Source organism: Nonomuraea sp. PA05, assembly GCF_008086045.1.
In the GTDB taxonomy this organism is placed as follows: domain Bacteria; phylum Actinomycetota; class Actinomycetes; order Streptosporangiales; family Streptosporangiaceae; genus Nonomuraea; species Nonomuraea monospora.
Map to the genome: position 1 here is coordinate 20,295 of NZ_VSEY01000022.1, position 17,666 is coordinate 37,960.

Below are 17,666 nucleotides of genomic sequence, written 5' to 3' on the forward strand. Positions count from 1 at the left end.
GATGCGAGCGCTGTCAGGACAGGCGGGACGGGACGGGAACCGCGTCCGATCGCACCAGATCCAGCGCTTCGACCGTCAACTCGCGCAGGTCGGCCCGTCCGTCGGACTCGAACCACTTGCGGTGGGCCAGGACGAACACCGAACCCGTCTGCCGTACGGCCAGTTCGGCGACGAGGTCGGCGGACCGGCCGGCGACGCGGGTGGCGACCTCCCGCGCGAGGTCCGTCTCCCAGAGCTGGAGCATGTAGACGAAATGGGCCAGGACGGACGGCGTGTCGCGCGCGACCTTGTACGCGGTCATCAGCCGCTCCGGCATCCCGAGGTGCGAGCGCAGCAAGCTCTCCAGGATGACTCGCAGGACGTCGGGGAGTTCGGCGTCCTCGGGACAGGCGCGCAGATCCTTGAGCCCGGTCTCGAACATGATCGCGAAGCTGCTGAGGACCAGCGACTCCTTCGTCGGGTAGTGGCGGTACACGGTGCGCGCACCCACCTCGGCCACGGCGGCGATCTCCTCCACCGTGGTCGCCGCGAACCCCTTGTCGCGGAAGAGCGCCAGCGCCGTCTCGGCGATCAGGTCCCGGGTCCGCTCCATCTTCCGTTCGCGCAGGGTCATGAGGTGCTCCGTGTCTCGTCCGTCGGGCCCGATTCTGCCACTCGGCAGCGACTGCCAGATGACAGCGGCGGCGCGCCCCGGGACGCCGGAGGGGGAGCGATCGCGGCAGGCCGGTGTCCGGCCGTGTACACCGGCCGGTCCCGTGGTGGTCGACGTCAAGCCGGCGCACCGCCAACGGTGGAGACGAACAACAGCGGGGAGCCCGGCGACGCTCCCGTCCGGCGGGGCGCGGTCGGCTGTCTCAGCCGTTGAAGACGAGCTCGGGCTGGTCACGGCGCTCGTACAGATCCCAGTACAGCGCGGCGATCCGCGCGGGCGTGGCCGTCGGGATGCCCTCGGGGCCGCCCTCGCCGATCCAGGCGTTGATCGCGACGTGCGCGGCGTACACACCGCTGCCGGCCAGCTCGTTGTGCAGGTTGAGTACCCAGTTCCGCAACGCCGCGGCGGCGGCGTTGACGTTGCCGAGCATGGGGACGGGGTGCACCGAGCCGCCGCCGGTGGTGACCAGCAGCGTCCCGGCGCCGGCCTGCCGCATGGCGGGCAGCACCGCCCGGGCGGCGGCCAGCGCGCCGTAGAGGGTGTACTCGATCTGCGGCTGCAGGTTGTCCACCGTCACCTCGGTGGGGACGGCCATGGTGAGGCCGGGCACCGGCGAGTGCGGCGCCGGGGAGTACTCCAGCACGTCGATGCCACCGAACCGCTCGGCCGCCGCGTCGAGCGCGGCGGCCAGGGAAGGGCGGTCGAGCACGTCGGCGGGGAACGCGGCGGCCGTGACGCCCTCTGCTCCGAGCCGGGCGGCCAGGCTGTCCAGCTTGTCCTTGGTACGGGCGATCAGGGCGACGTCGAAGCCGTGGCCGCCGAAGGTGCGGGCAATGGCCAGGCCCAGGCCGGGGCCTGCGCCGACAATGGCGATGGTGGGCATGATGAGATCTCTTTCGTCGTGCGGGGCCGGGCCGGGTCAGGAGCAGGTGACAGCGAGTTTGCCGAGCGCGCCGGCCCCGAAGTCGGCGAACGCCTGCGGGGCCTGCTCCAGCGGGTAGGTGGCGGTGATCGGGACACGCAACGCGCCGGAGGCGGCCTGAGCGGCCAGCGAGGCCAGGGTCTGTGCGCCGGCGTCCGCCATGATCGCGTGAACGGTGACGCCGGAACCCTCAACCGCGTCGCCGCTCAGCCCGAGGGTGGAGGCCAGGCGGCCGCCCGCACGCAGCAGGCCCGCGAGCTGAACACCGTCACCCGCCAGATGCAGCACGGCGTCCACCCCCTCCGGAGCAAGTGCGCGGACCTGAGCCGGCAGATCGCCGCTGAAGTCCACGAGGTCGATCGTGGCGCCGGACAGGCCGGCGACGAAGCCGGCCTCGGCGCCGGGCCGGGCGGTGGCGATGACGCGAGCGCCGCGGGCGGCGGCCAGCTGCACGGCCAGCGCACCCACCCCGCCGGTGGCACCGGAGATCAGCACGGTCTCGCCCCGGGCCGGGGCGACGGCCGTGATGCTGTCCAGCGCCGCGGTGCCGGCCAGGCCCAGCGCGCCCGCCTCCTGAACGCCCAGGCCCTGCGGGATGGGGGCGATGCCGTAACCGGCGGGCACGGTGACGTACTCGGCCAGCGAGCCGGTGCCCAGGAACGGCTTCATCACCACGCCGAAGACCGCCTGCCCCAGCGTGAAGCCCTCGACGCCCTCGCCGAGCGCCTCGACGGTGCCGGCGAAGTCCTTGCCCACCACCAGCGGGAAGCGGTGCTCCATCGCCCCTTGCAGGTAGCCGGCCGCGGTGGCGGCGTCGAAGCCGTTGATCGAGGAGGCGGCCACCTTGACCAGCACCTCCCCGGCCTCGGGCTGGGGTGTGGGGACGTCGGCCACGGACGGGGTCTGCGGGACGGAGTTCAGTGTCACGGCACGCATGAGCGGCACCTTTCAAGAAATGGAACGGCCTACCCGTTTTCACGCCGAAGCTTAACAACAAAAGTGGGTAGGTCGTTCCACTTGGGTAGGATGGGTTCATGACCTCCGTTGACGAGCCCGGCTCGCCCTCAGACCGGCAACCCGGACCGGGACTGCGCGCCGACGCCGAACGCAACCGCGAACGCATCCTGACCGCCGCCCGCCGCCTGTATGCCAGCCACGGCCTCGGCGTCTCCATGGCCTGCATCGCGCGCGAGGCAGGCGTCGGCAAGGCCACCCTGTCGCGCCGCTTCGCCTCCCGCGAAGAGCTCATCAACGCTGTCTTCGCCGACCGTATGGACGCCTACGCCGCCGCCATCGCCACCGCGCTGGCCGCCCCCGACCCCTGGCGCGGCTTCGTCGGCTACGTCCAGGCCGTCTGCGCCATGCAGGCCACCGACCGCGGCTTCGCCGACGTCCTGGCCATGACCTTCCCCGCCGCCAAAGCGCTGGAGAAGCGCCGCGCGGAAACCTACAACGGCTTCCTCGACCTCATCGCGCGGGCCAAGGCCACCGGCCACCTGCGTGACGACTTCACCGACCGGGACATGGTCATCCTGCTGATGGCGAACGCCGGCGTCATCGCCGCCACCGCCGACGCCGCCCCTGACACCTGGCGCCGCCTGGCCGGCCAGATGCTGCGCGCCTGGGCCGTCCCCGGCGCCGACCTGCCGCCGCTGGAGCAAGCCCCCGCGCCCACCGCCCTGTATCGGGCGATGGTCCGCCTCACCCGCCCCGCCGCCGGCCCACCGAGCCGGTGACCTTTCATCCGGATCTACAAGCGCCGCCTACGCACAGCCGGCCGGGAGGCTCGGGGTGCGGTTGTCGGTCGAAGGGACAGGGCAGTGCTGGGATGACGCGCTGGCCGAGTCGTTCTTCGTCCGGCCCACGCCACTCCCTGGTTCGGGCAACGCGCCTCTCACCACGACCGCGTGACACACAGGTGGATGAGCGGGGTGCTGCACGGCGCCACCTCGGCCGCGGTCGTCCTCGCCGGCGGCCTCCTGCTGAGCGATTCCCGGCCCAAGCCGCCCGCGCTGGAGCCTGGTGCGTTCGAGGGTGAGAGCGTGACCCGGTGAGATCGCCCCGCAGGCGCGGTTCTCAGCCCTGAACGGGTAGCCGCAGCGCCATGACGGCGATGTCGTCCATGCCGGTGGTGGGCATGGCACTGAGCAACTGGTCGCAGAACTTGTCCACCGGCTCCTGCGCGGCCTGTTCCGCCAGGCGGCGCAGCCGCTGCAAGCCACGGTCGAGGTGCTCGCCCGGCCGCTCGACGAGCCCGTCGGTGTACAGCAGAACCGTGCTGCCTGGCGGCAGCGGCTCCGCCTTGGACGGGCGTGCCTGCTCATGCGGAAAACCGAGCAGCGGGCTGACGGCGTCCTCCAGAAAGCGGCTCCGGCCGTCCGGGGTGACCAGCAGCGCAGGCGGGTGACCAGCCGAGGCGTAGTTCAGGCGATGGCCGCCGTCGAGCTCTTCCACGCGGGCGTACACGCAGGTGGCGGTGACGTCGCCGGACAGCGACTGCATCGCGACGTTCAGCCTGCTCAGGATGTCGCCCGGCGGTTCACGGCGATCCATCGCCAGCGCGCGGAGCATGTTACGCAGCTGGCTCATCGCCACGGCGGCGCTCAGGTCGTGGCCGGACACGTCACCGATGATCAGCGCCGGGACGCCGTCGGGCAGGACGAAGGAGTCGTACCAGTCACCGCCCACCTCCGCCGCGGACGGGCTGGCCCGGTAGCGGGCGACGATCTGCAGCCCGGGCAGGCGAGGCGGGTCGGCGAGCAGGCTGTACTGCAGGGCCAGCGCGATCTGCTGCGCGCGCTGGAAACGGATGGCCCTGCTCAGGGCGTCATGCGCGTGATCGAACATGCGATTCAGCAGGGTGATGTCGCCCCGGCTGACCGGCGGGCGGTCCCCGCACGTCACCACGTTGACCACGGCCGAAACCGTGCCGTCCACCACGACCGGCAGGATCAGCATGCCGTTGGCGCCGTTCGCCGTCAGCCAGGGCAGCGTGCCTTGGGGAGCGACCTGCGGCGGCGGCGAACCGGCGGGAAACGTCTTCAGCACGGGCCGTCGGCGCCGCGCGGCCGTGACGAAGGCGTTGCCGTCGGGAAGCTGCTCCTCGCTGTAGGGCGGCAGCCGCCGCACGCCGGGACGCGCGGCAGTGGCCACCCGCTCCACGATGAACGGGGCGCCACCGTGCTGCTCGCCGGTCAGGTCGGTGACGAGGTAGACGCCGCAGCCGTCGGCCAGCTCCGGCACGATCACGTCGGCCAGCGCGCCGAGCATCTCCTCCAGGCTCCGCAACTGCGCCGTGGCGTTGGCGGCCTGGTCGAGCAGGCGCTGGCGCCGCTGCTCCTGCCAATGCTGCTCGACGTCGACGCAACTGCCCACCCACTCCACCACCTGGCCGTGCTCGCGGACCGGCACCGCGCGAAGCTGGAAATGCCGGTAACCGTCACGGGTGCGCAGCCGGTAGACGTGCTCCCACATCTCCGTGGCCCCGCCGACGGCCCGTGACCAGGATTCGATCGTGGCCCGGCGGTCGTCCGGGTGCACCATCCGCAGCCAGCCCTGCCCGCGGTGCCCCTCCCACGGCTGCCCGGTCACCCGCTCCCAGCTCGGGCTCGGCTCCGACACGTACCCGTCCCTGCTGGTCACCCAGAAGACGTCCGCGCTGAGGCGCGTCAAGCTCTTGTAGCGCCGCAGGAAGCGGCGGCGCTCCTCGGCGAGGGCCGACAGCCGGTGCGCGGCGCAGGCCTGCTCGCTCACGTCCATCACCAGCACCAGCACGCCGTGCTCGCCGGGGGCGAAGGCGGCCCGCGACAGGCTGAAGGTGAAGAAATGCTCCCCCGGCTCCCGGCTCCCCGATATCGGCACCGCCGGCTCGGCCATGCTGACGACCGGCTCTCCCGTGGCGTACACCCGGTCGAAGCGCGCGCGGTAGTGCGGCAGCACGAAGGCGGCGAACGCCTCCTCCACCGGCATGCCACCCCGCGGATCGCTCACCTGCGACCGGTACATGGCGTTGCTGTAGACCAGCCGGTGCTCCGGCCCCCGCGTGACCGCCACCCCTACCGGCGCCAGATCCAGCATCTCGAACGGCAGCCCACTGTCCCTCGAAGCGCTGACAGCATCCACGGTGACCTCCCCCGATGGCCACGATCAATCAAGCCCTACCCGGCCAGGACCGTTCCGAACGACGATCCATGGTTCAGCAGGCAAGCGGATCCCGCCCTTCGGCGGGGTGCCGGGTCCGGCCCCGTTGACCCGCTGCGACGGTGTCGTTGTCGCCGGCCGGACGTGTGCGCCGTGGCGGCGTCGGCACGGTCGGGGCGCAGCCCTGTGCACAGCAGGAGCCGCGGCGTTGGTTCAGTGCAGGAGCCATCTGGCGTCGTCCGCGAGCTTCAGCCGGGCGAAGAGGGCAGCGCGGTGGTGCGGCCGGGCAGGGCGAAGGCGTCGTACCGGTCGCCGCCGGCCTGGGACGCGTGCGGTGCGGGCCGGTAGCCGGCCGCCATCCGCACTCCTCGGCACCGACGGTGGCCGTGGCAGCGAGTGCGTCACCTGGTCCCGGCGGCACTGGCGGGCGTTGCCCGGGGCCAGGCCGGATCTCCGGCGACGCCGTTCGCGTGGACGGGCTTGGTGAGGAAGGCCGTCGTACTGTCCGACGACTCCGTGAGGTAACCCTGAGCGTGATAGAGGTCGATGTTGCGCCGGCTCCGGGCACCGGTGGACAGCACGACGCGGCGGCAGGAGGCGTCGGCCGCGGCTTCGGCCTCGCGTAGCAGCCAGCGCCCCACGCCCTGGCCGCGCAGATCGGGGACGACGCCGAGGCGGCCCACGTGCCAGTCGTCGTCCACGCGGCGCGTGCGCACCATGCCCAGGAGGCGGCCGTCCCGCCACAGGCCGGTGGTCTGCCAGGTGGCCAGCCAGGCGCGTACCTGCTCCAACGACTCCTCCAGGGCGGGGATGGCCAGGGTGTCGTTCGCCAGCGCCTCCTCCAGCCAGCAGCAACGCTGGAGCACCAGCACTTCCGGAGCGTCGTCCGGGGTCAGCGCTCTCACGTACGCTCCCGGCACCGGTGCCGTCCCGGAACCTGAGCGGGTCCGCTCGCGCATCGGGCGCAGGGCGTGGGCGAGGCGGGCGAGTTCGTCCAGGACGCCGATGGCGGCCTGGTCGCGGCCGGTGTCCGGGCGGACCCGTCCGTCGTCGAGCGCGTCGGCGATGCGCAGGGCGACCGTGGCGCCCAGCGGCACCAGCCGCAGCGTGGTCACCACCTGCTTGGCATGCTGGACGGATCGGGTGCCGGCCGAGGTGTTGCCGTAGCTGACGAACCCCATCGGCTTCCACGCCCACTCCCGGCCCAGGTAGTCGAGGGCGTTCTTGAAGGCCGCGGGCATGCCGTAGTTGTACTCGGGAGTGATCGCGATGAAGCCGTCCGCCGCGTCCACCATCGCGCTCCACCGCTTGGTGTGCCGGTGCCGGTAGAGGCCGGACGCCGGCTCTGCCTCCTCGTCCAGGAACGGCAGGGCGAGGTCGCCGAGGGCCACCGGCTGGAGCTCCACGCCGAGTTCGGTGGCCCGGGGCGCGATGGTGTCGATCAGCCACTGGCCGATCGCCGGGCCGAGGGCGCCGGGACGGGTGCTGCACATGAGGACGAGGACCCGCAGAGGTTTCGTTGACATGGAAACGAACGTAGCTGGTAACTTGTTTACATGTCAAAGAAAAGCTCGGGAGAGACGGTGCGCTGGCTCGATGCGGACGAGGAGCGCGCCTGGCGCGCCCTGCGCCGCATGATGATCGCGATCCAGTCGCGCACCGCGCACGACCTGGCCGCGATCGGCCTGTCGGAGCCCGACTACGAGGTGCTCAGCACGCTCTCCGAGCGCCCGGGCCGCACCAGCACGCTGCACGAGCAGGCCACCAAGATGGGCTGGTCGCGCAGCCGCCTGTCGAGGCACGCCACCCGCATGGAGACCCGCGGTCTGGTACGGCGCGAGCCCGACCCGGACGACGGCCGGGGCTGTTACCTGGTCCTCACCGAGCACGGCATGGAAACGCTCGAGGCCGCCGCCCCGGCCCACCTGGAATCGGTCCGCCGCCATGTCATCGACCGGCTCACGCCCGCGGACCTGTCCGTACTGGAAGGCATCGCCCGCAAACTGGAAGACCCTGCATGAGCATCACCGGAGAACCCAAGCCGACCATGACGGTGACTGCTGTCATGTCGCACCCGTGACTGCGACGTCTACGCCGGTACGCGCTCCTGCACAAAGATCGAACCATGACGAACAGCAAGAACTCGCCCAACTGGACCGCCGGCATGTGGACTGGCATCGCGATCGGCATGGGCCTGGGTGTCACGCTGGACAACCTCCTGCTCGGCATTTCACTGTCCCTGTGTCTCGGGATCGCCCTCTCCTACGCGCTCGTGGCGTTGCCGTGGTCGGCGTCCTCTGCTTGAGTGCCCCACCTCTCCAGCGGCGGCGCGGCATCAAGGCCACCACGGCTCCCGATCAGTTCCGGGGCGCGATGCGGTAGGCCCGGATGACGGTCTGCTCGACGGTGTTGCCTGCGACGTCGGCGGCCTTGGCCCGCAGGGAGACGAACCCTTCCGCGGCCGGGTGGTTCACCGTGACCTGGCCCTTGCGGATCAGGGCCGGGCTCCAGGTGGCGCCGTCGTCGAAGGAGACCTCCACGGTGAGGTCGCGCACCTCGCCGGCGGCCGAGCCAGGCTGTCGTTCCACACGGACCGGTATCCGGCGGGTTTCGCCGCTGGGTGCGGTGTTTCGGGCATCCAGCGCGGGGGAGAAGCGGACGACGGAGACCGGCAGCGGGTTGTCGTCCTCGGTGCGCTCGGAGCGGAATGTCCAGGCGGCCGAGTTGCGGGTCGTCAGAGTGGCGGGTGCGCCCCGCTCGGTCTCCACGACCAGCCGGTAATCCGCTGCGCCCGGTGGAACGCGGAACCCTTTTCCGCCCATTTCGGAGTGTTCGGCCACCAGGACGCCGTCGCGGTAGAGCGCGACGCGCGCCCGGGTGGTGGCCGACCAGCCGGCGTGACCGGCGCCGTCACCGTACATGGGCACGTTCACCCGGATGGAGTCCCCGGAACGGGTCAGCCCGCCGGACTCCCCGCCTCCCACCAGGACGGGAGCGAAGACGCCAAGGTTCCACGATTCCCGGTAGGCGCGGCCGGGCGTGTAGCCGGTGAGGCTCGACTCCAAGGCGGTCTCACCGCTCTCGGGGCCGTCCTCCCAGAAGTAGCGCCGCCACTTCGCCCCGCCGTCGGCGTTGACGTACTCGATGCGCACGGACGGCGTGGCGAACGTCGTCCCGGTCAGCAGGCCGGAGATCGGGCCGTCGGGCGGCTGTGCGGCGGCGGCGGCGCGGCCCCTGCCTCCGATCAGGTGGGCGGCGTAGGCGGTGTGGACGGCCGCCAGGTCACGGCCGGCCACCTCGCGGCGGAACCCGGTGACCATGCCGCCCTCGTGGAACCATGCGAGCCGGTAGACGCGGGAGCCGCCGGGCAGTGCCCACGTCCCGGTGATCTGGGTCAGCGACCCCTCGTAGGGACGATCGGGGCCGAGCTGCGCGGTCGTCAGGTTCTCGAACCGGTCCGGGACGACGGAGTAGGAGAACCTCCCGTCGCTGAAGGTGACCTGCGCGCCGGCCTGCACGGCCGACCGGTCCGGCACGGTGACCGAGATCGGCTTGCCCAGGCGGGCGTCCAGGTCGAGGGTCTGGTTGTCGGCAAGGTCGAGACCGGGGTGGATCAGCTGGGTGGTGTGGTCCCCGTCGAACAGGGTGCTCCTGATCATCCAGCCACCCCTGGGCAGGCGGAGCGTGACGGTGCCGTCGCCGGGGTCCTGCACGGTGATCTCCTTGCTGAGGCCGGAGGAGTCGGTCCGGTGCAGCGTGGTGAGGTAGTCGGCGGTCGGGCTGCCGTCACGGCCGGTGTGCCGGAGGGTCAGCGCGTAGGTCTCCTTCTCGTTCTCCACCGCCAGCGGCGTGTTCACCCGGACGTCACCGCCGGCGGCGACGAGGTGGCCGCCGAGGTGTCCCACCGGGGCCGCCGCGGTGTCGGCGGTGACCGAGACGTCGGCCTGCCCGCCCGCGGGCACCGTCACCGTCGCCGGTTCCACCGTGAACGGCTTCGCGTCGCCCTGGCCCTCCACGGACAGGTCGAGCGTCACCGGCACGGCTCCGTGGTTGCGGTATGTGACCTGCCGGGTGAGGGGCCGGTCGTCGTCGTGCGGCCACTGCCGCACGCCGAAGCCGACGCCGCCGGGCCCGGCGGTCACGGCCTGGGCCGTGGCCCGTCCCACGTCGGCCCGGCCCGCGCCCTGGTCGAAGACGCCCACGGCGGGGTTGGGCGATGCCGAACCCATCAGCGCCGACTTGATCGTGCCCGCGCTCCAGTCCGGGTGCTGCCCGGCCAGGATCGCGGCGGCCCCGGCGACGTGCGGGGTGGCCATCGAGGTGCCGGACATCGCGACGTAGGAGCCCTCACTGGACGGCGCGTCCGCGGCGCGGGCGGCGACGATGTCCGCCCCGGGCGCGGTGAGGTCGGGCTTGAGCGCCGAGTCGGCGGCGCGCGGGCCCCTGCTGGAGAACTCGGCCAGCTCGTCGGACTTGGTGACGGCTCCCACGGCCAGGGCCGCGTCGGCGCTGGCCGGCGACTCCACCGAGCGCTCGTTGCCGCTGTTGCCCGCGGCGACCACGAACAGCATGCCGTAGCGCTGGGTGAGCGTCTCCACCGCCGACTCCAGCGGATCGATCTCAGGGGTGTCGGTGCCGCCCAGGCTCAGGTTCACCACCTTCGCGCCCTGCTCGCCCGCCCACTGCATGCCCGCCAGGATCGCCGACTCCTCGCAGAGGCTCACGCATACCTTCCCGGCCAGGAGGCTGACCCCGGGCGCGACCCCCTGGTACGTCCCGCCGGAGGCGGCGCCGCTGCCGGCGATGGTGGAGGCGATGTGGGTGCCGTGCCCGTTGTGGTCCGCGGGGTCGGAGGATCCGGTGAAGTCGGCCTGCGCGCTCACCCGGCCGGCCAGGTCGGGGTGCGTGGCGTCCACGCCGGTGTCGAGCACCGCCACCTTCACTCCGGCGCCGGTGTGGCCCCGCTGCCACGCGGCGGGGGCGCCGATCTGCTTGACGCTGCTGTCCAACGCCGGCTTGCGCAGGCCGTCCAGCCAGATCTTGCCCACGCCGCCGGACAGGGCGTGCCCACCGCCGGCGACCCCGTTCCAGAACTTCGCCCGGTCCTGCTCGGCGGACTGCACGGCCAGGCCGGACACCGCGCTCAGCTCGCGTCTCACCTGGGCGCCGGCCGCGGTCATCACCGAGCGGAGCCCGCCCGCGCGGGCCTGCCCCGCGCCGGTCACGATGAGCGGCAGGTCGCCGCGTCGGTCGTCGTAGCCGAACGCGAGGAGCGTCGTCACGTCGAACAGCCGCGGATCGAGCCGTCCCCGGCGCACCAGCGGGGCCGCGTCGCCGGGTAGGACGCGCAGCCGCCCGTCCCGCTCGTCGACGACGAACGTGATCCCGGCACGGCCCGCGCCGGGCTCGACCTGGACGCCACCGCCCCCGCCGGTCAGCCTCACCCGGTCTCCGGTGATCAGCGTGACCGAGACGGGGGAGCCGTCCGGCACGAGCCCGTCCTCGGCCACCGCGGCGCCCGGTGCGGCGAGCGCCACCACCATGGCCCCCGCCAGCAGCGAAAATCTGCTTCTCATATCCTCTTCCAGCCGGTATCCCCAAGGCCCGCCGCGCGTGGCGGACCACCTGTACTCCGCCGCAGCCGCCGGCCGCTTTCACGGGGCGTGAAAGCGGAACGCCTCATCGGATGAGTAGGGGATGTGACTGCCAATTCGACGGCTCCGGATCTCGCCGATCCACGGGGGACGATCAGCGACGAGGCTCTGGTGGAGCTGTCGCGCCGGACACCCGAACGGTTCGGCGAGATCTACGACCGGTACGTGCGCGAGATCCACGCCTACCTGGGCAGGCGGCTCGACCGGCAGGCCGCGGACGATCTCACCGCCGAGGTGTTCCTGGCCGCGTTCAGGAAACGCGCGACGTTCGATCCCCGGCGTGGCACGGTCCGTCCCTGGCTGTACGGCTTCGCCGGCAACGTGATCGCGCTGCACCGGCGCGCCGAAGCCCGGCGGCTGGCGGCGTTGCAGCGCGGCGCCGGCACGGACGACGACCGGGAGGACGGCCACGAGGATCGCGTGGTCACCCACGTGGACGCCGCGAGCACGAAGGGGCGGCTCGCGGCCGAACTGCGCGCGCTGCCCGACGGCGACAGGGACGTGCTGTTGCTGAGCGCACTGGGCGAGCTGAGCCATGAAGAGGTGGCCCAGGCGCTCGACATCCCGTACGGCACCGTCGGATCCCGCCTGTCCCGGGCGCGCAGAAAGCTTCGCGCCGCCCTGGGCGGCGTCAATCCCTTGCTTGGAGGCTCTGATGGATGATTACCGGGCGGTGCGGGACCTGCTGCCTGCGCCGCCGTTGTCGCCCGAGGTCGAGCAGGCCGGGCGCGATCGGCTGGCCGCCGCCTTCGCGCAGGAGCGGGTACGGCGGGGCCGCAGGGCCGCCAGGTGGGGTGCGCCGGTGCTCGGCGTGGCCGGCGCCGCCGCGGCGGCGGCGATCGTCATCGCGCAGATCGCGCCCGCCGCCGTGCCCGCCCCTCCTGGCGCGGCCGTCCAGGCGGACGGCAAGAGGTTCCTGCTGGTCGCGGCCGCTTCAGTGGCCGCCATGCCCGACGAAGGCGCGTGGTGGGGCAGCGTGGAGGTCCGCGGCCGCCAGTTCCGCGAGCCCGGCGGACGGTACGTCCTGCGTGAGAGCGAGTCGATCGAGACCTGGATTCCCGCGGACCCCGAAGGGCGCACCTGGTATCGCCAGACCCCACAGGGGATCAAGCCCGCGACGCCCCAGGACGAGGCGGCGTGGGCCGCCGACGGCTCGCCGGTGTCCTGGACGTACGACAAGCCCTCAGAGACCGGACGCTCCGGTGTCGTACGGTCCGGACCCGGTGAGCAGCGGACCTGGTCGAGCGAGGACTGGGACTTCCGCGTCCTCACGGCGGGCAAGCCGCTCACCAAGACGAGCGAGGTGCCCGACACCCCTGAGGGGCTGAAGGCGTTCTTCGCCGCCGACGACCGTACGACCATCGACACCGCGGCGCGGCTGCTGTTCTTCGCTCCGGTGACGAGCCAGACCAGGGCCGCCGCGTACCAGTTGCTGGCCTCCGTGCCGGGGGTCACCGCCGCCGGGCAGGTGAGCGATGTGCTGGGCCGGCCCGGGCAGGCGGTCGAGTACGAGTCCGGCGAGTTCGCGCCGCCGGACTTCGTGGGGGCGACCAGGACCCGGCTGGTGATCGACCCCGCCTCCGGCAGGCCCCTTTCCATCGAAGTCCGCTCCGCCGCGGACGGCTTGCTCCTGACGTACACCGCGATCCGGGACAGCCGCTGGACGGATTCCAACCCGTTGAAGGAGAACGAATGAGATTCACTCTTGCCCTTGCTGCTGGGCTGCTGTTCGCCGGCGTGGCCGCTGTTCCGGCGTCCGCCGACGCGCCGGAGGCGGCGTACTGGCGGGTCGAGGCGACCCACACCACGACCCACCCTCGCGCGGTCGGCAGCGGTTACCACCTGACCCAGCGCAGGGTCAGCGTCGAGTGGCTGTCGCCGGAAGGCAGGAGCTGGAGCGGCTTCCGTGAGCTGGGAGCCAGACCTGCGACCAAGAAGGACGAGGCGGCCTGGCGCGCCGACGGATCTCCGGCCACCTGGGACTACCGCACGGAAGGCATGAAGATCCACCTGTCCGCCCAGCCCGGCAAGGGCTTCGTGCGGGCGGCCAAGGGGCGGCCCGACGGGTTCCGGCTGGGCGAGAGGTACGTGACTTACCAGCAGCTCCAGGCGCTGCCGACGGAGGCCGAAGCGCTCAGGAGGCAGCTGACCGCCGAGGTCGGCGCCTGGATCGACGAGGCCGCAGAAGAGGCGAAGACCACCGCCCCGAAGGCCACGAAGAACGACTGGCTGGTGAACCTCGACCGATATGTCGCCCAGCGGGCGGCCGAGCTCCTGTACGCCAACCCGGTACCCGGCAAGGTCAGGGCCGCCGCCTACCAAGTCCTCAAGACCACCAAGGGCGTCGGCGACCTCGGCCGGAGCAAGGACCCGCTGGGCCGCTCCGGCCACAGGCTCGCCCTGCCCGTCTCGTCCAGCAAGGGGTCGGTGCTCAAACAGCAGCTCCTCGTGGACACCAGGACCATGACCCTGCTGGCCGAGTACACCGACCTCAGCTACGGCGGCAAGACGATGCTCGGCAAGTCCGGCGTGAAGACGTTCAAGGCCGGCTGGACGGACGACAAGCCCGCCGTTCCAGGCGTTAGCTGACCCGGGCCTTCGCCGCGGCCCTGGCGTCCGCGCCAGGGCCGCGGCTACCCCTCCTTGCGGCACGTGCCGACCAGCTCTGTGCGAGGAACCGGCCGTGGGCGAGCTCTGGTGCGAGATGGACCCGCTGCCTTCCCGGCCACTGCTGCGCCCACCGCGGCGCGACGGTCAGGCGCAGGTGTAGCCGGACGGCAGGGCGGTGTTGCCGTTGGGCCTGCTCGCCTGGAAGCCGAAGCCGGCGGTGCTGGCGCCGGGCGCGAGCGTGCCGTTGTGGCCGACACTTCTGGCCGTCACGGTCTGGCCGCTGGTGGTGACGGTGGCGTTCCACGAGCCGGTCAGCGTGTGCCCGGCCGGCAGGGTGAAGGTGACGGTCCAGCCGGTGATCGTCGAGGTGCCGGTGTTGGTGACGGTCAGCGGCTGGATCACATACCCGTTCCCCCACTGGGACTGGACGGCCGGGGTGGCCGAGCAGGCGCCGCCGGTGCCTGCCCGGGTGGTGATCTGGACGGTGCCGGAGACGGGCGAGACGTTGCCCGCGGCGTCGCGCGCCCGGACCTGGTAGCGGTAGGTGGTGTTCGCGCTCAGGCCCGTGTCGGTGAACGAGGTGGTGGCCGAGGTGCCGGCCTGGGTGAACGTGCCGCCCGTCGCGTTCGGAGCGCGCAGGACGTCATAGCCGGTCACACCGGTGTCGTCAGTGGAGGCCGTCCAGGTCAGGCTGGCGCCGGTCGCGGTGGTGCCCGAGGCGGCGAGCCCGGCCGGGGTGGTCGGCGGCGTGGTGTCGGTCTGGCCGGTGGTCAGGCCGAAGAAGTCGACGGCGTAGCGGGCCATGCCGCTCTGCGGAAGGACGTGCCCGGCGCCCTGGATGCTGTACGCCTCCACCTGCACCCTGCCGGACGGGTCGGCGTACCGGCTGCGGGTCCAGCCTGCCTGCGGGGTGTCGGTGCCGGCCGGGGTCTGGCTCAGCCCGAACACGTTGGTCCACTGCTCGATCGACTCACGCAGCAGCGAGTAGGGCACGAGGGTGTCGCTGGTGCCGTGCCACAGTTGCACGCGCGGGCGGGGGCCGGAGAATCCCGCGTACGCCTGGCGGACCGCATCGCCCCACTGCTGAGGTGTCCGGTCCATGCTCCCGCCGGTGCACCTGCTGCTTCCTGGCGGGTAGTCGGCGGCGCCGGCGAAGCAGTTGAAGGGCACACCCATGAAGGAGGCCCCTGCCCTGAACACGTCCGGGTGGACGGCGAGCATGTGCTGGGTCATCATGCCGCCGGACGAGCTTCCGGTGGCGTAGACCCGATTCGGGTCTCCCTGATAGGTCCGCTCGACATGGTCGATCATCGAGATGATCGAGACCGGGTCGCTGCCGCCGCCGCGCTGCTTGGCGGCGTCCGACCAGGTGTCGAAGCAGTTGCCGAACCCCGCCGACTGGGTGGCGGTCGGGTAGATGACGATGAAGCCGTATCGGTCCGCCAGCGAGGCGAACTCACTGCCCTGGTAGAAGCCGGGGCCGGAGCCGCCGCAGCCGTGCATCGCCACCACGATCGCCGGGGAGGCAGGGTGCGAGTCCGGCACGTAGACGTGCATCCGCATGTTGCCCGGGTTGTCGCCGAAGCCGCTCACCTCCACCAGAGCGGCGGCGGCGGCCGGCGTTCCGGGTATCACGGTCATGACGGCAAAGAGCGCCGCGGCGCAGGCACCCGTCAGCGCCGTGGTCCATCGTCTCATTCGCGCTCCTCCTCTCCATGTCCGCGGCGCGCCGCCGATCGGTCCGCCGCGTATCGACCTCGGTCGCTGGAAAATAGAAGGGCCACGAGCCAGCGTCAATGCGCGCTCGGTACGCGTGCCCACCGGTTCACCTGGTGGAAGGCCGTTCCCCCTGGTTATCAAGTAACTTGCTATCAAGGTCCTTGATAAGGGTCTGGAAACTTTCATCGGGCCCGTCATGAACGGGGCGCGATATCGTCGCCTGGTGACCGATCCGGGTGTCCCCGCGGCCGCTGCGCCGGACGCACCACCGCCTCGTGTGAGCTATCTGGTGTTCCGGCTGGAACGCCGCATCCGCGCCTGCCTGGATGAAGCGCTCGCCCGGCACGGCCTGACGACCACCGAATTCATGGCGCTCAGCGAGCTGCGCCTGCGCGACGCCCCGTCCTCGGCCGACCTGGCCCGCATCGCCTTCGTCACCCCGCAGGCGATGAACCTGGTCATCCGCGATCTCGAACAACGCGGCCTGATCCGCCGCGACCCGCATCCCCGTGGTGGCCGCGCCCTGCGTACCCGCCTTACCCCGAAGGGCCTGAGCACCCTCCGGCGATGCGACCGCTCCCTCGACAGCATCGAAGCCGTCATGCTCGCCGAGATCGACGACCCGGACCGTACGACACTCGCGGAAACGCTCACCCTGTGCGCACGAGCCATCCACCCCGGCACGCGGGCCCTGACCCCCGTCCTTCGCTCGGAGGAGCCACCACCGTAGCCCTGGCCCATGCGCGCAATCGTCACAGGCTGTCGGCGGGACGGGGAGGTGCGGGGGTTGTGCTCCGGCCTGACCTTGGCCGGGCCGGAGCAGCTGTCGGAGGCCTGTTACCGCGTTTCGATGCCCGGATCGTAGCCACGCCGTGCGTTCGACGGGCAGCCGGCGATACTGTTGCCGGGCGGGGAAGTGACGCCCAGCCAGTTGCCGTACGCAGTCGTGTCCGGCCGCCAGGGGATATCGCACCGCAATTTGGCCCGGAACTGTCCGGTGCCTGAGCTGCACGTCGCGTAGCTCGATAGATTGGTGTTGTAGAAGTCGAAGCGGCAGTTCGTCGGTGCGGCCTGCGCGGGACCCGATCCCAGAAGGACGGATGCGGTAGCTGCAACAGTGAAGAAAACCGACAGCTTCGTTGCGTGACTCTTCAAGAAAGCTCCTCTCATAAAGCCTCTTGCCGGCAACACGGCTCCGATCAGCTCTGGTCGCGCCCCGACTGGTGACGGCGCTGGCCCGCAGGGCACTCCACCCCGGACCAGGCCGGGTCGCTGAACGAATGGCGGGTCGGGCCGACGCGCTTGGCGCCGACGAGCCCGCCGCTGTCGACGCACCTGATCCAGGCGCGATAGTAGAACCCCTCCCAGACCCAGTCGCTTTCGCATCGCGTCTGGAACGAGGTGCTCGTCGTGAAGCCTTGGCAGAGGGTCTCGGCGCCGGCCGCGGCGGGAGCGGCGATGAGCGTTCCTGTGGCCGCCGCCAAGAGCACGAGCACCGTCGAGCAGGACTTCACCACTTTGTGCATGCCGATTCAATTCCTTTCTTCTGCGGATTCGACAAGAGAGGTGATTGCGTAAGACGCGTGAGCCTGCGATGTTTCACCCACGGTAAAGGGGATCGCCTTCATAAATCTTTCGCCATTCTTGAATGGCCATAGGCAAATGTGGTTCGATGGTTTTCGCCGCTGAACTTGCCGGGTTTCGCGCCGATGGGGGATGCACAGTGGAGTTTCGGCTGCTGGGCGCGTTCGAGCTGATGGCCGGGGGTCGCAGTCTCGATCTTGGGCCGGCCAAGCAACGGATCCTGTTCGCGTCCCTGGCCGCCGATGCCGGGCACCCGGTGCCCACGGAGACACTCATCGACCGGATATGGGACGACGCCCCACCGCGCGAACCCCGCAAGGTCCTGCACACCTATGTCGCACGCTCCCGCCGTGTGCTGGAGCAGGCACGACATCTCGACAGAGAA

General features: G+C 71.5%; 18 protein-coding genes and 1 pseudogene. 9 read left to right on the forward strand and 10 right to left on the reverse strand.

What is annotated here, in order from left to right; all coding sequences use genetic code 11:
• Positions 1–13: 13 nt before the first annotated feature.
• From FXF51_RS31485 to FXF51_RS31495, 3 genes are all read right to left on the reverse strand, one after another.
• Positions 14–613: a TetR/AcrR family transcriptional regulator gene (locus FXF51_RS31485; protein ID WP_148438330.1), complete on the reverse strand. Its 600-nt coding sequence runs from the start codon at positions 611–613 to the stop codon at positions 14–16.
• 241 nt (positions 614–854) lie between these two features.
• The gene (locus FXF51_RS31490) at positions 855–1,535 is read right to left on the reverse strand and encodes an SDR family NAD(P)-dependent oxidoreductase (protein ID WP_148438331.1); all 681 of its coding nucleotides are present in this window, start codon (positions 1,533–1,535) and stop codon (positions 855–857) included.
• Between the two features lie 36 nt (positions 1,536–1,571).
• Positions 1,572–2,510, reverse strand: coding sequence for an NADP-dependent oxidoreductase (locus FXF51_RS31495; protein ID WP_148438332.1), 939 nt, complete (start codon positions 2,508–2,510; stop codon positions 1,572–1,574).
• Positions 2,511–2,608: 98 nt separating this feature from the next.
• Between FXF51_RS31495 and FXF51_RS31500 the strand changes: the two genes are divergently transcribed.
• The 3 genes and pseudogenes from FXF51_RS31500 (at position 2,609) to FXF51_RS61070 (ending at position 3,628) form a co-directional block, all read left to right on the forward strand.
• Complete coding sequence (locus FXF51_RS31500) at positions 2,609–3,310, forward strand: TetR/AcrR family transcriptional regulator (RefSeq protein WP_148438333.1); 702 nt, start codon at positions 2,609–2,611, stop codon at positions 3,308–3,310.
• Positions 3,309–3,428, forward strand: a pseudogene (locus FXF51_RS63860) (IS3 family transposase); the annotation flags it as partial. The gene FXF51_RS31500 and the pseudogene FXF51_RS63860, both read left to right, overlap by 2 nt.
• Before the next feature lie 53 nt (positions 3,429–3,481).
• Positions 3,482–3,628, forward strand: a complete 147-nt coding sequence (locus tag FXF51_RS61070; protein WP_187414671.1) for a hypothetical protein — start codon at positions 3,482–3,484, stop codon at positions 3,626–3,628.
• Between the two features lie 22 nt (positions 3,629–3,650).
• Here the strand turns inward: FXF51_RS61070 and FXF51_RS31505 are convergent, their stop codons facing one another.
• Together FXF51_RS31505 and FXF51_RS31510 are read right to left on the reverse strand one after the other, a co-directional pair.
• Positions 3,651–5,696: a SpoIIE family protein phosphatase gene (locus tag FXF51_RS31505; protein ID WP_262379967.1), complete on the reverse strand. Its 2,046-nt coding sequence runs from the start codon at positions 5,694–5,696 to the stop codon at positions 3,651–3,653.
• 419 nt (positions 5,697–6,115) lie between these two features.
• A complete protein-coding gene (locus tag FXF51_RS31510; RefSeq protein ID WP_148438334.1) occupies positions 6,116–7,240 on the reverse strand; it encodes a GNAT family N-acetyltransferase in 1,125 nt (374 codons plus the stop codon).
• A 30-nt stretch (positions 7,241–7,270) separates the two neighbouring features.
• On the opposite strand from FXF51_RS31510, the gene FXF51_RS31515 reads away from it, so the two are divergent.
• Positions 7,271–7,735, forward strand: coding sequence for a MarR family winged helix-turn-helix transcriptional regulator (locus FXF51_RS31515; RefSeq protein ID WP_148438335.1), 465 nt, complete (start codon positions 7,271–7,273; stop codon positions 7,733–7,735).
• A 104-nt stretch (positions 7,736–7,839) separates the two neighbouring features.
• Positions 7,840–8,019: a hypothetical protein gene (locus FXF51_RS31520; protein ID WP_148438336.1), complete on the forward strand. Its 180-nt coding sequence runs from the start codon at positions 7,840–7,842 to the stop codon at positions 8,017–8,019.
• A gap of 52 nt (positions 8,020–8,071) precedes the next feature.
• Here FXF51_RS31520 and FXF51_RS31525 read toward each other — a convergent pair whose 3' ends face one another.
• The gene (locus FXF51_RS31525; RefSeq protein ID WP_148438337.1) at positions 8,072–11,290 is read right to left on the reverse strand and encodes a S8 family serine peptidase; all 3,219 of its coding nucleotides are present in this window, start codon (positions 11,288–11,290) and stop codon (positions 8,072–8,074) included.
• A gap of 123 nt (positions 11,291–11,413) precedes the next feature.
• Between FXF51_RS31525 and FXF51_RS31530 the strand changes: the two genes are divergently transcribed.
• Genes FXF51_RS31530 through FXF51_RS31540 form a run of 3 tightly spaced genes read left to right on the forward strand, consistent with a single transcriptional unit; the run spans position 11,414 to position 13,957 of the window.
• Positions 11,414–12,031, forward strand: a complete 618-nt coding sequence (locus FXF51_RS31530; protein ID WP_262379969.1) for an RNA polymerase sigma factor — start codon at positions 11,414–11,416, stop codon at positions 12,029–12,031.
• A complete protein-coding gene (locus tag FXF51_RS31535; protein WP_148438338.1) occupies positions 12,024–13,064 on the forward strand; it encodes a hypothetical protein in 1,041 nt (346 codons plus the stop codon). The genes FXF51_RS31530 and FXF51_RS31535 overlap by 8 nt, the downstream gene beginning before the upstream one ends.
• Positions 13,061–13,957, forward strand: a complete 897-nt coding sequence (locus FXF51_RS31540; protein WP_148438339.1) for a hypothetical protein — start codon at positions 13,061–13,063, stop codon at positions 13,955–13,957. Before FXF51_RS31535 ends, FXF51_RS31540 begins: the two co-directional genes overlap by 4 nt.
• A gap of 165 nt (positions 13,958–14,122) precedes the next feature.
• Here the strand turns inward: FXF51_RS31540 and FXF51_RS31545 are convergent, their stop codons facing one another.
• Positions 14,123–15,676, reverse strand: a complete 1,554-nt coding sequence (locus FXF51_RS31545) for a PHB depolymerase family esterase (protein ID WP_148438340.1) — start codon at positions 15,674–15,676, stop codon at positions 14,123–14,125.
• A 298-nt stretch (positions 15,677–15,974) separates the two neighbouring features.
• On the opposite strand from FXF51_RS31545, the gene FXF51_RS31550 reads away from it, so the two are divergent.
• Complete coding sequence (locus tag FXF51_RS31550; RefSeq protein ID WP_148438341.1) at positions 15,975–16,427, forward strand: MarR family winged helix-turn-helix transcriptional regulator; 453 nt, start codon at positions 15,975–15,977, stop codon at positions 16,425–16,427.
• A gap of 107 nt (positions 16,428–16,534) precedes the next feature.
• Here FXF51_RS31550 and FXF51_RS31555 read toward each other — a convergent pair whose 3' ends face one another.
• The 3 genes from FXF51_RS31555 to FXF51_RS63865 are packed head-to-tail and all read right to left on the reverse strand — an operon-like array spanning position 16,535 to position 17,553.
• Positions 16,535–16,852 carry a hypothetical protein gene (locus FXF51_RS31555; protein WP_148438342.1) on the reverse strand — a complete coding sequence of 106 codons (318 nt, stop codon included), beginning with the start codon at positions 16,850–16,852 and terminating at the stop codon, positions 16,535–16,537.
• A 44-nt stretch (positions 16,853–16,896) separates the two neighbouring features.
• The gene (locus tag FXF51_RS31560) at positions 16,897–17,223 is read right to left on the reverse strand and encodes a hypothetical protein (RefSeq protein ID WP_148438343.1); all 327 of its coding nucleotides are present in this window, start codon (positions 17,221–17,223) and stop codon (positions 16,897–16,899) included.
• A 6-nt stretch (positions 17,224–17,229) separates the two neighbouring features.
• Positions 17,230–17,553: a DUF2486 family protein gene (locus FXF51_RS63865; RefSeq protein WP_411268389.1), complete on the reverse strand. Its 324-nt coding sequence runs from the start codon at positions 17,551–17,553 to the stop codon at positions 17,230–17,232.
• Positions 17,554–17,666: the final 113 nt, after the last annotated feature.